This window comes from Pseudomonas sp. NFACC45 (genome assembly GCF_900113505.1).
GTDB lineage: Bacteria > Pseudomonadota > Gammaproteobacteria > Pseudomonadales > Pseudomonadaceae > Aquipseudomonas > Aquipseudomonas tehranensis.
Genome location: NZ_FOPO01000002.1, coordinates 453,101 through 466,713, shown reverse-complemented (window position 1 = coordinate 466,713; position 13,613 = coordinate 453,101). Strand labels below are relative to the sequence as shown.

Annotated in this window: 14 protein-coding genes; 10 read left to right on the top strand and 4 right to left on the bottom strand. The window is 63.1% G+C overall.

What is annotated here, in order from left to right:
• Nucleotides 1-16: 16 nt before the first annotated feature.
• Together BM132_RS04950 and BM132_RS04945 are read left to right on the top strand one after the other, a co-directional pair.
• Nucleotides 17-1,207: an NnrS family protein gene (locus tag BM132_RS04950; RefSeq protein ID WP_092453712.1), complete on the top strand. Its 1,191-nt coding sequence runs from the start codon at nt 17-19 to the stop codon at nt 1,205-1,207.
• 13 nt (nt 1,208-1,220) lie between these two features.
• Nucleotides 1,221-1,661: a hypothetical protein gene (locus tag BM132_RS04945; RefSeq protein ID WP_092453710.1), complete on the top strand. Its 441-nt coding sequence runs from the start codon at nt 1,221-1,223 to the stop codon at nt 1,659-1,661.
• Nucleotides 1,662-1,832: 171 nt separating this feature from the next.
• Here BM132_RS04945 and ytfE read toward each other — a convergent pair whose 3' ends face one another.
• Nucleotides 1,833-2,510: an iron-sulfur cluster repair protein YtfE gene (gene ytfE / locus BM132_RS04940; RefSeq protein WP_092453708.1), complete on the bottom strand. Its 678-nt coding sequence runs from the start codon at nt 2,508-2,510 to the stop codon at nt 1,833-1,835.
• A gap of 159 nt (nt 2,511-2,669) precedes the next feature.
• Here ytfE and norR point away from each other — a divergent pair, with 159 nt between their 5' ends.
• The 8 genes from norR to BM132_RS04900 all read left to right on the top strand — a co-directional run bounded on the left by norR (nt 2,670) and on the right by BM132_RS04900 (nt 9,914).
• On the top strand, nt 2,670-4,202 hold the full coding sequence (gene norR / locus BM132_RS04935) for a nitric oxide reductase transcriptional regulator NorR (protein ID WP_092453706.1): 1,533 nt from the start codon (nt 2,670-2,672) through the stop codon (nt 4,200-4,202).
• Between the two features lie 213 nt (nt 4,203-4,415).
• Nucleotides 4,416-5,063, top strand: a complete 648-nt coding sequence (gene pdxH, locus BM132_RS04930) for a pyridoxamine 5'-phosphate oxidase (protein WP_092453704.1) — start codon at nt 4,416-4,418, stop codon at nt 5,061-5,063.
• Nucleotides 5,064-5,284: 221 nt separating this feature from the next.
• Complete coding sequence (gene moaB / locus BM132_RS04925; protein WP_092453702.1) at nt 5,285-5,839, top strand: molybdenum cofactor biosynthesis protein B; 555 nt, start codon at nt 5,285-5,287, stop codon at nt 5,837-5,839.
• The gene (gene glp, locus BM132_RS04920; RefSeq protein WP_092453700.1) at nt 5,836-7,083 is read left to right on the top strand and encodes a molybdopterin molybdotransferase MoeA; all 1,248 of its coding nucleotides are present in this window, start codon (nt 5,836-5,838) and stop codon (nt 7,081-7,083) included. The genes moaB and glp overlap by 4 nt, the downstream gene beginning before the upstream one ends.
• Before the next feature lie 81 nt (nt 7,084-7,164).
• Nucleotides 7,165-8,160, top strand: coding sequence for a ubiquinone anaerobic biosynthesis protein UbiU (locus tag BM132_RS04915; RefSeq protein WP_092398428.1), 996 nt, complete (start codon nt 7,165-7,167; stop codon nt 8,158-8,160).
• 10 nt (nt 8,161-8,170) lie between these two features.
• Complete coding sequence (locus BM132_RS04910; protein WP_092398426.1) at nt 8,171-9,061, top strand: U32 family peptidase; 891 nt, start codon at nt 8,171-8,173, stop codon at nt 9,059-9,061.
• Complete coding sequence (locus tag BM132_RS04905) at nt 9,055-9,525, top strand: ubiquinone anaerobic biosynthesis accessory factor UbiT (RefSeq protein ID WP_092453698.1); 471 nt, start codon at nt 9,055-9,057, stop codon at nt 9,523-9,525. The genes BM132_RS04910 and BM132_RS04905 overlap by 7 nt, the downstream gene beginning before the upstream one ends.
• Nucleotides 9,525-9,914 carry a putative zinc-binding protein gene (locus BM132_RS04900; RefSeq protein WP_092453696.1) on the top strand — a complete coding sequence of 130 codons (390 nt, stop codon included), beginning with the start codon at nt 9,525-9,527 and terminating at the stop codon, nt 9,912-9,914. Before BM132_RS04905 ends, BM132_RS04900 begins: the two co-directional genes overlap by 1 nt.
• A gap of 137 nt (nt 9,915-10,051) precedes the next feature.
• Here the strand turns inward: BM132_RS04900 and BM132_RS04895 are convergent, their stop codons facing one another.
• The 3 genes from BM132_RS04895 to BM132_RS04885 all read right to left on the bottom strand — a co-directional run bounded on the left by BM132_RS04895 (nt 10,052) and on the right by BM132_RS04885 (nt 13,434).
• Complete coding sequence (locus tag BM132_RS04895; protein ID WP_092398420.1) at nt 10,052-10,729, bottom strand: Crp/Fnr family transcriptional regulator; 678 nt, start codon at nt 10,727-10,729, stop codon at nt 10,052-10,054.
• A 261-nt stretch (nt 10,730-10,990) separates the two neighbouring features.
• A complete protein-coding gene (gene narL, locus BM132_RS04890; protein WP_092453694.1) occupies nt 10,991-11,638 on the bottom strand; it encodes a two-component system response regulator NarL in 648 nt (215 codons plus the stop codon).
• Nucleotides 11,635-13,434, bottom strand: coding sequence for a HAMP domain-containing protein (locus BM132_RS04885; RefSeq protein ID WP_092453692.1), 1,800 nt, complete (start codon nt 13,432-13,434; stop codon nt 11,635-11,637). The genes narL and BM132_RS04885 overlap by 4 nt, the downstream gene beginning before the upstream one ends.
• Nucleotides 13,435-13,613: the final 179 nt, after the last annotated feature.

Below are 13,613 nucleotides of genomic sequence, written 5' to 3'. Positions count from 1 at the left end.
GGTAAAGGAGTGGTGTATGCAAGTGCTTGACCGTCGCAAGGCCATGGCCATCCTGCCGTTGTGGCGGCTGGCGTTTCGACCGTTTTTCCTGGCCGGGTGTGTGCTTGCGTTGTTGGCCATACCGTTGTGGCTGGCGGCGTTCACGGGAAGGCTGTCGGCCTGGCAACCGGCCGGCGGCTGGTTGGCCTGGCACCGTCATGAGCTGTTGTTCGGCTTCGGCCTGGCGATCATCGCCGGGTTCTTGTTGACGGCCGTGCAGACCTGGACAGGTACTCCGGGGCTCAGCGGCAAACGTCTGGCGGCGCTGGCGTTGTTATGGCTGGGCGCGCGACTGGCCTGGCTGGTGGATGCGCCGTGGCCATTGCTGACGGCGCTGGAGCTGGGTTTCGCCCTGGCGGTTGCGGCGTTGATGGGCATTACGTTGTGGCGCGTGCGGCAGAAGCGCAATTACCCGATTGTGTTGGTCTTGCTGCTGTTGGCCGCCGCTGATGCGTTATCCGTGTACGGTCTGGTGCAACATGACGAGGGCTTGCAGCGCCAAAGCGTGCTCACTGGCCTGTGGCTGGTGGCGGCGATGATGGGGCTGATCGGCGGGCGGGTGATTCCTTTCTTTACTCAGCGCGGTCTCGGCCGGGTCGAGGGCGTTGCCCCCTGGCCGTGGCTCGATCGCCTGTTACTGGCAGGGTCAGCGTTGGTGGCGCTGCTGTATGCCTTCGGCCCGGCACTGTCGGCCAGCCTCTGGGTCGGCCTGCTGTTCGCCGCGCTGGCGGTGGGGCACGGGGTGCGACTGGTGCGTTGGCACGATCGGGACTTGTGGCGGGTGCCGCTGCTGTGGTCGCTGCACCTGGCCTACGCCTGGCTGGCGCTGGCTTGCCTGGGCATGGCGTTGTGGCATTTCGGCGTCGCGCTGAACCCGAGCCTGGCGGTGCACAGCTTGTCCATCGGCGCCATGGCCGGGTTGATCCTGGCGATGATCGCCCGCGTCAGCCTGGGCCATACCGGACGAGCCCTGGAACCGCCGGCGGGCATGACCCTGGCTTTCGTCCTGCTGAACCTGGCGTGCCTGAGCCGAGTGCTGCTGGTGCTGCTGTTCCCGTTGGCTGCACTGTGGCTGGCGGGGCTGTGCTGGACCCTGGCATTCGGACTCTACGCCTGGCGTTATGGCCCGATGCTGTTGCAGGCCCGGGTGGATGGGCATCCGGGATGAGCCGAGGGGATCGATGATGTATGGGGTTTTGCTAGTCACTCATCTATTGGCGGCTATCGCTTTTATCGGCACGTTGTTTTTCGAGGTTTTTATCTGGCATGCCGCCCGCAGGCCTTTGGCCCAAGGCGTCAAGGACGCCGCCGACCCGGCGATCGCCAAGCGTTCGCGGCAGGTGTTGCACGGTGTGGTGCTGGTGCTTTACAGCGCCGGTATCGCGCTGGCCTGGCAGCATCGTGGCGCCTTGAGTCAACCGCTGAGCAACAGCTTCGGCCTGCTGCTGAGCCTGAAAATCCTGCTGGCGCTGAGCATCATCGGGCACTATCTGTGGCTGGCGTACTGGCTCAAGAGCGGCCGTCTCACCCCGAACCGGGCCTGCTGGCTGCGTCGCAGTATCCTGGGGCACATGTTGCTGATCGTGGTGTTGGCCAAGGCGATGTTCTATTGGCAGTTTTGAAGCAGGAGAGAACAACACCGAACCGAGGGTGTGCAAAAAAGGGTGGGCTCCAAAGGCCTTTGTGGGAGCGAGCCTGCTCGCGATTGCGGTGGGTCAGATAACTCAATACCGACTGATCCGACGCTTCGCGAGCAGGCTCGCTCCCACAGTGAGAAGTGCGATGTTTAAGGCTCAGCGAGCAGTTGGCTTCATCGCATTGACGAACAACACATTATTTTCCAGATGGATGTGCTGCATCAGGTCGTCACGTAACTCCACCAGCCCGCGATACAGGGCGCGCCAGGTGTTGCAGGCGTCGGAGGGCGGGGTGATCTGGTCGGTCAGGGCGAGCATGGTTTCCAACGCTTCACCGTGCTGGTCGTGTTCGTAGCGCAGCACCTGGATCGGCGCCAAGGCCCGTTCACCCAGGCCCTGTTGCAGCATCGGGAACAGCACCTGCTCTTCTTTGAGCATGTGGCCTTCGAGCTCCTGATACATGTCCTGCAAGTGATCGGCCAGGCCGACGGGGCAACTGGCGCGGGCGCCATGGACCCTCTCGACGCGGCGGGCCAGACGGATCAATTCCGGCAGCTGTTCGCGGTGGCGGGCGTGGTAGCGTTCCAGAATGTGGGCGATCAACAACGCTTGGGGTTCGTCGCGCCAGTCATGACCCAGCTCCCCGGCGGCTTGCAAGGTGCGCAGGGCGTCGGCGATCAGCAGTGGGTTCAGGCCCTTGCCCAGCGCTGCTTCACGCAAGGATTTTTGCCCGCCACAACAGAAGTCGAGGTTGTAGTGATGGAAGGTACGGGTGGCACCGGGAATGTCGCAGGCCAATTGGCCGAGGCTTTGTTCCAGCAGATCGAGGCTCATCATGTTTCCTTGGGTGGAATCCCGGCAGGGACAGATGAGCGAACTTTGCAGCCGACGTGCCAGATTTAAATGCCTGAAAATTAACGAATAAATATTTACCAGGGTGATTCTCACCCTGGCTGCAAGGGGTCAAACGAACCCTGGAGGGTAATCACTACCATGCTGCGTGAAAGCCTGGCCGCCGACCTGATCGTCGAGTTGCCCAATGCCGTACGATTGCAACGCCTGGTACAGACCCTGCGCGAATACTTCAACAGTGGCGCCGTAGGCTTGTTGCGCCTGGACGATGACAGCCTCAGGCCCGTCGCCACCGTAGGCCTGGTGCATGAGGCGCTGGGCCGGCGGTTCGTGATTGCCCAACACCCACGTCTGGCGGCGATCATGGCGTCGCGCGAACCTACCTGGTTTGAGCCCGACAGCCGTTTGCCGGACCCTTATGACGGCTTGCTCGACAACCACGTCGGCGAGCCGCTGCCGGTGCACGACTGCATGGGCGTGAGCCTGTATGTGGAAGGCCGCCTGTGGGGCGCGATCACCCTGGATGCCTTGCACGCCGGCACCTTCGACAGCCGCGCACGGGAGGAACTCAAACGCTGCACCTTGCAGATCGAAGCGGCGGTGCGGGTGACCCGACTCGAACAGGAAAATCGCAGCCTGCGGGCCTCGCGCAGTGATCTGCCGGATGTCCGGCTGCCGGCCGAAGAGGGCGAGATCCTTGGGCGCAGCGAGGTGCTGGATCAACTGCTCAACGAGCTGGACGTATTGGCCGACTCCGAATTGCCGGTGCTGTTGCTGGGAGAAACCGGTGTCGGCAAGGAGTTGTTTGCCCGTCGTTTGCATCGCCTGTCCCGGCGCAGCCACAAGCCGCTGGTGCAGGTCAATTGCGCGGCATTGCCCGAATCCCTGGCCGAAAGTGAACTGTTCGGCCACGTCAAAGGGGCATTTTCCGGGGCGACGACCGACCGCGCCGGGCGCTTCGACGCGGCCAATGGAGGTACGCTGTTTCTCGACGAGGTGGGCGAGTTGCCGTTAAGTGTGCAGGCCAAGCTGCTGCGCACTCTGCAAAACGGTGAGATCCAGCGCCTGGGTGCTGACAAGCCGCTGCATGTCGATGTGCGGATCATCGCCGCCACCAACCGCCACCTGCCCGACAGCATTCGCGACGGGCTGTTTCGCGCCGACCTGTATCACCGGCTCTCGGTCTATCCGGTGCCGATCCCACCACTGCGCGAACGCGGTCACGATGTGCTGATGCTCGCCGGGCATTTCCTGGAGCTGAACCGCACGCGCCTGGGCTTGCGCGGCTTGCGCCTGTCGCCGGCCGCTGAACAGGCGTTGCTGGCGTATACCTGGCCAGGCAATGTGCGGGAGCTGGAACACGTGATCAGTCGCGCGGCGTTGAAACAACTCAGCCGCGGGGCCAGTCGCAGCCTGATCATGACCCTGGAACCGCAGGTGCTGGATCTGGATGTCAATGCCAGCGGATCCACGGCCCACGCGACGCTTGAACAGTCTCCAGAGGTCGCCGATGTATCGTTCCAGCCTTTGAACGAAGCTGTCGACACGTGTCAGCGCCAGGCGATTCTCAAAGCCCTGGAGCGTTGCGGGCAGAACTGGGCGGGGGCGGCGCGGTTGTTGGAGGTCGACCCGAGCAACCTGCATAAACTGGCGCGGCGGTTGGGGCTCAAATGAATCTTTGGTCACTCTGCTACTGAGCCATGCACTGACTGTAGGAGCTGCCGAAGGCTGCGATCTTTTGACCTGCTCTTAGCTCGAGACTCCCTTGCCTGGGACAGGACCGCAGCCTTCGGCAGCTCCTACAGGGCGGCGCCCTATTGATGGTGATCAAGGTTGCCCTCGGTGGCCTGATGCAGACTGGGCCGAACCTATCGGGAGATCACCCTCATGCCCCTTTCCCTGGCCAAAATGCGCCGCCAGTACACCCTCGACGGCCTGGATGAAACCCGGACCCCGGACGACCCGATGGTCCTGTTCGGGCTATGGATGGAACAAGCCCGCGACACCGAAAGCCCACCCGTGGAAGCCAACAGCATGGCCCTGGCGACTGTCGACGAGCAGGGGCGGCCCCATTGCCGGGTGCTGTTGCTCAAGGGGTTCGGCAAGGACGGTTTCACGTTCTTCGGCAACTACGACAGTGGCAAGGGACAGGACCTGGCGATCAATCCGTGGGCGGCCATGACGTTTTTCTGGCCAGGGCTGGAACGGCAGGTGCGGGTTGAAGGGCAGGTTCACAAACTCGACCCCGGGCTGTCGGATGCCTATTTCACTTCCCGCCCCCTGGCCAGCCGCCTTGGCGCCTGGGCCTCGCCGCAGAGCCGTGTGTTGGATGATCGGGCCGCGCTCGAAACCTTGCTGGCGCAAACCGAACAACGTTTCACCGATCAACCGGTGCCGCGTCCCGAACACTGGGGCGGCTATTGCCTGAGGCCTGAACGGCTGGAGTTCTGGCAAGGCCGCGCCGACCGTCTGCACGATCGCCTCGACTACCGCCTGCAAGAGGGCACCTGGCAGCGTAGCCGCCTGGCACCCTGACTGAACGCCCCTGTAGGAGCTGCCGCAGGCTGCGATCTTTTGATCCTTCGCTTGAGACTCAAGTGGCCGGGGAAAGATCGCAGCCTCGCTACGCTCGGCAGCTCCTACGGGGGGATCATTGTTTGTGCAGGGAGCGCCGAGGGAGGTACCTCCATGGAGGAATAGGCCCGGCGCCGATTGCGGTTCAGGCTGGGCCATGTTTTTTTTAAGGACGGCTGACCATGGCCCATCTGACGCAACAACACTTTCAACCGCTGAACATCGCGGTGCTGACCATCAGCGATACCCGTAGCTTCGAGACCGACACTTCCGGCCAGACCCTCGCCGATCTGCTGCAAACCGCCGGGCATGTGCTGATCGACCGCGGGCTGGTGAAGGACGATATCTACCAGATCCGCGCCCAGGTCTCGCAGTGGATCGCCGCTCCGCAAGTACAAGTGGTGCTGATGACCGGCGGCACCGGTTTCACCCCTCGCGATAACACCCCCCAGGCGGTGCTGCCGCTGCTGGACAAGCAGGTGGACGGTTTCGGTGAGTTGTTCCGTCAGGTGTCGCTGGCGGAGATCGGCATGTCTAGCCTGCAATCGCGGGCATTGGCGGGCATGAGCAACGGCGTGTTGGTGTGCTGCCTGCCGGGTTCGCCGGGGGCGTGTCGCACCGGTTGGGACCAGATCCTGGCCGGCCAACTGGACAGCCGCACCGGCCCGTGCAACTTCACTCCCCACCTCAAACCGCAACCAGGCGTTGTCGTTGAGCCTTGCGGGACACGCTCATGAGCAGCGGCGCGTGTGGTAGCGTCTGTGAGAGCGGAGCGCTGATGCCGGTGGATGAAGCCATCCGCTACCTGCTGGATCAGGCACCGCTGCCGCCGCCGGTGCAACGGGTGGCGCTGGACCAGGCCCTGGGCCGGGTGCTGGCAACAGACATTCACAGCCCCATGAATTTGCCTGCGTGGGACAACAGCGCCATGGATGGTTATGCCCTGCGGGCCTGTGATTTGCCAGCCGCCGGCGGTTATCTGACCCTGGTTGGGCGCATTGCCGCCGGGCAGGCATCGAATAAACCGCTGCAGCCCGGCCAGGCCGTACGGATTTTCACTGGCGCGCCGCTGCCGCCGGGGGCAGACACCGTGGTGCCCCAGGAAAGTTGTCAGGTAGAAGGTGAGCGGGTCTGGTTGCCACCGGTCCATGACGGGGACCATGTGCGCAAGGAAGGCGAGGAAATGCGCCAAGGAGACCTTTTGCTTCGTGCCGGCAAGCGCTTGCGGGCTCAGGAGTTGGGGCTGCTGGCCGGTGCCGGGATTGCCCGGGTGGAGGTCTATCGGCCCTTGCAGGTGGGCCTGCTCAGCAGCGGCGATGAACTGCGCGAGCCCGGCGAAGCGTTGGCACCGGGGCAGATCTATAACAGCAATCGCCATAGCCTCGCGGCATTGCTGCGCAGTTGGGGCATGCAAGTACATGACTACGGCGCCATGCCCGACAAGCTACTCGCCAGTCGCCAGGCCTTGAGCCTGGCGGCGGCCGAGTGCGACTTGCTGCTGACCTCCGGCGGAGTCTCGGTGGGCGAGGAGGATCATCTCAAACAAGCCATCGAAGCGCTGGGCAGCGTTGACCTGTGGCGCCTGGCAATCCAACCGGGCAAACCGCTGGCCTTTGGCGAAGTGGCCGGCAAACCCTGGATCGGTCTGCCAGGTAACCCATCGGCGGCGCTGATCACCGCGTTGATTGTCCTGCGCCCGTTCCTGTTTCGGGCTCAAGGCATGAATGAAGTGTTGCCTGTCCCGCTGCAGTTGCCGGCCGGGTTTGACTGGCCAAAACCCAATCGGCGGCGCCAGTACCTGCGGGCGAAACTGGCCCCGAGCGCCGATGGCTCGCTGTGTGTCGAGCTGCATCCCCAGCAAAGTTCGGCCATGTTGGCTGCCGCATGCTGGGCCGATGGTTTGGCCGTGGTCGAGTGCCAGACGCAAGTGCGTCTGCACGACAAGGTGATGTACTTGCCGTTCGCGAGCCTGATGCATTGACGGCAATTGATTGTCGTCAAGGTCGCCGCCCACGAGCTGACTAGACTGGCGGCGCCCCGAGTTTTCTCATGAGGATGCCCCATGCAACTGGTTTGCCCGGCAGGGAATCTGCCTGCCCTCAAAGCGGCGGTGCGCCAAGGCGCCGATGCCGTCTATGTCGGTTTTCGCGATGACACCAACGCCCGGCACTTCGCCGGGCTGAACATGGACGACAAGCAGTTCGACGCGGCCGTCGCGCACATCCGCCAGCATCAACGCAAACTCTACGTGGCGGTCAACACCTACCCGCAACCCAAGGGCTGGGAGCGCTGGCAGCGCGCGGTGGATCGCGCCGCCGATCTGGGCGTCGATGCCCTGATCGCTGCCGACCCCGGCGTGCTCGGCTATGCCAGCCAGCGCCATCCGCAATTGGCCCTGCATCTTTCGGTACAAGGTTCGGCGACCCATGCGGCGGCACTGGCTTTTTACGCCGAGCGCTACGGCATTCGGCGTGCGGTGCTGCCGCGGGTACTGTCCCTGGCCCAGGTGCGACAAGTCGCAGCGGCCAGCCCGGTGCCGATCGAAGTCTTCGGTTTCGGCAGCCTGTGCATCATGGCCGAGGGCCGTTGCCACTTGTCCTCCTACATCACCGGTGAGTCACCGAACCTGTGCGGCGTGTGCTCGCCGGCCAAGGCAGTGCGCTGGAGCGAAGACGCCGACGGCCTGAGCGCACGCTTGAGCGAGGTGTTGATCGACCGCTACACCCCTGAAGAGCCGGCCGGATACCCGACCCTGTGCAAGGGCCGCTTCCTGGTGGGCGGCAAGCGTTTCCATGCCCTGGAAGAACCCACCAGCCTCGACACCCTGGACCTGCTGCCGGAGCTGGCGGCCATCGGCGTCGAAGCGGTGAAGATCGAAGGCCGCCAGCGCAGCCCGGCCTACGTCGAACAAGTGACCCGGGTCTGGCGCGCCGCACTGGATGCCCACCGCGCTGCACCGCAACGATTCCGGGTGCGGGAAGAATGGCGCCAGGTATTGGCCGGTTTGTCGGAAGGCAGCCAGACCACCCTGGGCGCATACCATCGATCATGGCAATGAGGGAGGCCAGATGAAACTCAGCCTGGGACCGGTCCTGTTTTACTGGGACAAAGCGCAACTGGGGAATTTCTACGCCGAGATGTCGGCCTTGCCGCTGGATGTGATTTACCTGGGGGAAACCGTGTGTTCCAAGCGCCGGGCATTCTCTCTGGATCAATGGCTGGGTTTGGCGCGCGAGCTACAAACGTGCAGCCAGGCGCAGATCGTATTGTCGAGCCTGACGCTGATCGAAGCGGCTTCAGAGCTGTCCTCGCTGCGACGCCTGTGTGACAACGGTCAATTGCTGGTGGAAGCCAATGACATGGGCGCGGTGCAGTTGCTCGCCGAACGCAAGCTGCCCTTCGTCGGCGGCCCGGCGTTGAACCTGTACAACGGCCACGCCCTGAAGCAATTGCTCGACAGCGGCATGATTCGCTGGGTGCCGCCGGTGGAATGCTCGGCGGCGCTGATCGGCGATGTGTTGGAGCAGGTGCGGGAAATGGACCGCGAGGTGCCCGAGGTGGAGATCTTTGCCTACGGCCACTTGCCCCTGGCTTATTCGGCGCGCTGCTTTACCGCCCGGGCCGAAAACCGGCCCAAGGACGACTGTCAGTTCTGTTGCATCAACTATCCCGATGGCCTGGCGTTGAGCAGTCAGGAGGGCCAGCAACTGTTCACCCTCAATGGCATTCAGACGATGTCCGGTGAGGTGACCAATCTGCTGGCCGATTACCCCGCGCTGATGGCCAGTGGCGCCAACGTCCTGCGCCTGAGCCCGCGCGCCCAGGGCATGGCCGAGGTGGTCAGGGCCTTTGACAAGGTTCGCCAGGGCGAGGCGCCACCGCTGTTTGTGGACGGTTGCAACGGCTATTGGCACGGCCATGCCGGTATGTTGAAAGTTGAGGAGGCGGGCCTGTGCTGAGTCCTAAAAAATGGTTGCTCAAAGGCGCTGACCGGGTGCTGCCGCTGGTGGGCAAGGTGCCGTTTGTCGTGCAGCGCCTGGCGCTGCAACAGGCGCTCAATCGTTGCCTGGCCGAGCCGCTGCGCGATGGCGGTTTCGAGGTGCTGCGTGGGCGCTGGCTGTGCCTGCGGGTGCCGGACCTGAAGTTGTGCTGGTACCTGACCCTGGCGCAGGATGGACTGCGCATCGCCGAACGGGCCGAAGCCCAGGTCACCATCAGCGGCAACTGGCGTGAATTCCTCTTGCTCGCCAGTCGTCAGGAGGATCCCGATACGTTGTTCTTCCGGCGGCGGTTGGTGATCGAGGGCGACACCGAACTGGGGCTGGCGTTGAAGAACCTGATCGACAGCCTCGACCCGGAGGTATTGCCGCCGTGGTTATGGCGCAATCTGGAGCGGGCGGGCAAGGGATTGGCGACGGTCTGATGAAAGCCCCAGGCACACTGCCCCTGGTGTACTCCTGTTCCGGTTGCTCCAACGTCGCGCAACTGGCCAACACCGTCGCCCTGCGTCTGGACCGCGCCGGGTTGGCCGAGATGTCCTGCATTGTCGGGGTCGGCGGGCATGTGCCGGCACTGGTCAACAAAGCCCGCTCGGGTCGGCGGATCATCGCGCTGGACGGTTGCCCGCTGCAATGCGTCCAGGCGTGTTTGCAGCAGCATGATTTGAGGGCGGATGTGCATGTGATTCTGAGTCAGTTGGGCTGGCGCAAGCGGTTCGGGGTCGATTGCACGCAAGAAGAGGGGGAGGCGTTGTTTGAGCGGTTGATACCGATGATCGTTGGAAATGACACAGCAGATAGTGAGTCTGGCTGAACCTGTGGCGAGGGGATTTATCCCCGCTGGACTGCGAAGCAGTCCCAATGCGCTGTGTCAGACAGTTTGAATAGGGGCCGCTTCGCGCCCCAGCGGGGATAAATCCCCTCGCCACAAGGGAGTTGGGGCTGCGCGCATTATTGCTGGTAAGCGTCCAGCTCATCCTCGGCCAGGATGCGGATGTTGCGCCGCTCCATGGCGATCAGGCCGCCGTCCACCAGGCGATGAAGAATGCGCGAGAAAGTCTCTGGCTGGATTCCCAGCTTGGAGGCCACCAGGCGTTTGGACACCTGCAGCACTACCTGGCCGTCGCGCGGATCGCGCTCTTGAAGCAGAAAGTTGATGACCCGTCGGCTGGCGCTGGCCAGGGTCAGGTTGTCGATGTCCTTGAGGCGCTGGTGCAAATGGATACTCATGCTCGCCAGAATCGCCAGGCAGACCTTCGGCTGGTCTTCCAGGGCCTTGCGGTAGTGGGTGCCTTCGATACTCACCAGCACACTGTCCTTGAGTGCCGACGCACTGACCGGGTAGCACCGGGCCTGGCTGAACAGCAACGCCTCGGCGAAGGTCTGCCCGGGCTGGATGATTTCCACCAGGTTTTCCTGGCCTTCCCCGGTGACCCGGAACAGTTTGATCTGACCGCTGATCAGCAGGAAAAACCGCTTGGCCGGGTCACCCTGATGCATGAGCGTGCTGTTGCACTCCAGGCGTTTGAGCACGGCCAGATTGCACACGTCCTCGAAGACCCGTTCCGGTAACTGGCTGAACAAATGATGACGACGCAACAGTAAAACGATGGAAGGATGAGTCAGCATGGCGTACCTCCGCGTACCGTCATGGTAGAACCCCACGCGCTTGCGGCCTATGCCTCGGCAGGCTTACCTCGGAAGAGGGAGGTGCGCCCCGCTCAAACACAAACCCTGTGGGAGCGAGCCTGCTCGCGATAGCGGAGGGTCAGCTTGCAGGGATGTTGAATATGCCGCCGTCATCGCGAGCAGGCTCGCTCCCACAGTTTTTCGAGTGTTCCCGGGCTTGTGTTCACCACCCATCTCCCACAGGGGTAGGTGTTGATTGAGTTAGCCCGCCCCGCGCAAATGCTCCATCGCCCACACGGCCGCTTCGACCCGTGAGCGCAAACCCAGTTTGTGCAGCAAGTTCTTCACATGAACCTTGACCGTGCCTTCGGTGATGCCCAGTTTGTGGCCGATGACTTTGTTGCTGCAGCCGCCGGCGATGGTCTTGAGTACCTGGCGTTCGCGCTCGGTCAGTTCCACGTCGGCCTGGCGGGGCGGGGAGCGCAAGGCCTGGGCCATGACGCGGGTCAGACCGGGGCTGATCACCAGCGCGCCGTTGAGGGCGTCGCGGATGTACTGCACCAGCAGCTCCGGCTCCATGTCCTTGAGCAGGTATCCGTTGGCATCGAGGCGCAGGGCGTCGCGGATGTCGTCCTCGGCGTCGGAGACGGTGAACAGCAATACTTTGCCGGTGTAATGCATGGCCCGCAGCCGGCGCAGGGTTTCGATGCCGTTCATTTGCGGCATGTTGTTGTCCAGCAGCACCAGGTCGGGTTTGAGCGGTTCGATCAGGGTCAGGGCTTCTTCGCCGTGGCTGGCTTCGCCGACGATGTGCAAGTCGTTTTCGAGTTCAAGCATCTGGCGGATCCCTCGACGCATCATTGGGTGGTCGTCGACCAGCAGGAGGGTGTGACGCAGGGGGGCGTTCATGTTGCGAGACCTTCGCTGTGTTGGCCCAGGAATTCCGGTTGGAAATGCACCTGGATACGGGTGCCCTGGGGCGTTCGGGAGTTAATTTGCAGTTGGCCACGCAAGCTGCGGGCTCGTTCGTTCATGATGTTCAGGCCATGGTGTTCGCGCTGGTCCACTTCGCCACTGAAGCCCCGGCCATCGTCTTCGACCGACAAGCGCACGGTTTCGCCTTCCTGGCGAAGTTCGAGCCAGGCGTTCTCTGCATGGGCATGGCGCAGGCAGTTGGAAAGCGCCTCACGGGTGATCTGCAGGATATGGATCTGCTCGCTGGCCGAGAGCTCGAAGGCCAGGGTGTCGACGAACAGATGCACCTGGAAATCGCCCCGGCGGGAGAACTCTTCAGCGGTGTCCTTGAGTTCCTGGACCAACCCGTCGTCGTGGATCTGCAAGCGGAACGTGGTGAGCAGTTCACGCAACTGGCGGTAGGCATTGTTCAGGCCTTCGCGCAGTTCGGCGGTGACGGTCTCAAGGGTTTGCACCGGCTCGCCGCGCCGCATCAGGGTTTGCATGCGGCTCACCTGCAGCTTCATGTACGACAAGGCTTGGGCCAGGGAATCATGTAGCTCGCGGGCAATGATCGTGCGCTCATCGAGCAGCAGCAGGCGATGGTCCTGTTCGCGCTGGCGCTTGAGGGATAGCGAAGTGCCGATCAGGTTCGCCAGGGCCTGGATCAGTGCGGTTTCCCAGGGTTGGGCCTTATGGCCGTCAACAAAATTCGCCTTGAGCTCACCCAGCTCCGTGCCCTGGTTACTGATGCTGAACGTCTGCGGCCGGGCGCTGTGATGTTTCTGGCAGGTGGCGCAATCGCTGCTGGCGCAGACCTCGCGGCTGTTGGCGCCATGCAGCGACAGCAGTTGCCGGGCCGGCGCCTGCAACTGGCCTTGCAGGCATAGCGACAGACGCAGGCCCGGCAGCCGCTGCTGGAACCGGCTGATCAGTTCATCCAACCCTTCGGCATTGGCCTGCCGCGTGGCCAGGCTGCGGCTGCTCTGATACAGCAGCTCCAGGGCGGCATTGGCCTGTTGCAGGTTCAGGGTCTTTTGCCGGACCTGGTTCTCCAGAGTGCGGTGCGATTGCTCGATCGTCTCGGCCATGGTGTTGAAGCTGGTCGCCAACTGGCCCAGTTCATCCTCGGAATGATGATTGACGCGCACTTGGAACTCGCCACGGCGAAAGCGCTGAGTGGCGTCCACCAGCTCCTGCAACGGCGTGACCACGCCGTACTGCAATTCATACAGGCCAATCAGCAGGATGATCATGGTGCTGAACAGCGCCATGCCCTGGATCGTCTGTTGCCAGGCTTGTTTGTGCTCGCTCTGGCGCTGCAACAGGGTGACGAACTGGTCCAGTTGCTCGACGAAGGAGCCGGCGCTGGCATGAAAGAACGCTGAATCGCCGCGTTCGATGGCCGGACGCAAGGTCTGGTTCCAACGCTGCAGGAGGCTCTGATAACTCTGATGCAGGGAGGTCGCCGGTCCGTCTTCCAGCACGGCGAGTAGGGACGGGCTTTCGAGACGCCGTTGCAGGCTGTCGATGATCACCGGGACATCGTCGCTGGCCCCGGCGGCCAGTTTCCAGCTCAGGTGATAGGTCTCCATGCGCACGGATCCGGCGGTGTTGATGGCGGCTGCATCACCCTGGCTGAACCAGGCAATCAGACCGGCGCTCAAGGAGCTGGCCAGGGCCAGGATGGCGATCAGGATCACCGCCAGCCCGGCGCGAGCGGGCAGGGAACTGCGCAGCCAGCGCATCATCGAGGCTGGCCCTGGAAGAAAATCTGCAAACCGAACATGGGGGGATGCCCTGGACTTGGGGGGGTAGCAGCCGATCCCGGACGCACTACCTCTAAAGAGTTGTCGGCCGCTCCGTTTCGATAAAAGCGTCGGCCGAAATGTTCAAGGCCTTGATAAATAAAGGTTCTTATCAACTTCAG

Coding starts and splice junctions, on each gene's coding strand:
- BM132_RS04950 (WP_092453712.1), top strand. CDS start 17: ATGCAAGTGCTTGACCGTCGCAAGGCCATGGCCATCCTGCCGTTGTGG.
- BM132_RS04910 (WP_092398426.1), top strand. CDS start 8,171: ATGAAACTCAGCCTGGGACCGGTCCTGTTTTACTGGGACAAAGCGCAA.
- norR (WP_092453706.1), top strand. CDS start 2,670: ATGCTGCGTGAAAGCCTGGCCGCCGACCTGATCGTCGAGTTGCCCAAT.
- moaB (WP_092453702.1), top strand. CDS start 5,285: ATGGCCCATCTGACGCAACAACACTTTCAACCGCTGAACATCGCGGTG.
- BM132_RS04915 (WP_092398428.1), top strand. CDS start 7,165: ATGCAACTGGTTTGCCCGGCAGGGAATCTGCCTGCCCTCAAAGCGGCG.
- BM132_RS04895 (WP_092398420.1), bottom strand. CDS start 10,729: ATGCTGACTCATCCTTCCATCGTTTTACTGTTGCGTCGTCATCATTTG.
- BM132_RS04900 (WP_092453696.1), top strand. CDS start 9,525: ATGAAAGCCCCAGGCACACTGCCCCTGGTGTACTCCTGTTCCGGTTGC.
- BM132_RS04885 (WP_092453692.1), bottom strand. CDS start 13,434: ATGATGCGCTGGCTGCGCAGTTCCCTGCCCGCTCGCGCCGGGCTGGCG.
- glp (WP_092453700.1), top strand. CDS start 5,836: ATGAGCAGCGGCGCGTGTGGTAGCGTCTGTGAGAGCGGAGCGCTGATG.
- ytfE (WP_092453708.1), bottom strand. CDS start 2,510: ATGAGCCTCGATCTGCTGGAACAAAGCCTCGGCCAATTGGCCTGCGAC.
- pdxH (WP_092453704.1), top strand. CDS start 4,416: ATGCCCCTTTCCCTGGCCAAAATGCGCCGCCAGTACACCCTCGACGGC.
- BM132_RS04945 (WP_092453710.1), top strand. CDS start 1,221: ATGATGTATGGGGTTTTGCTAGTCACTCATCTATTGGCGGCTATCGCT.
- narL (WP_092453694.1), bottom strand. CDS start 11,638: ATGAACGCCCCCCTGCGTCACACCCTCCTGCTGGTCGACGACCACCCA.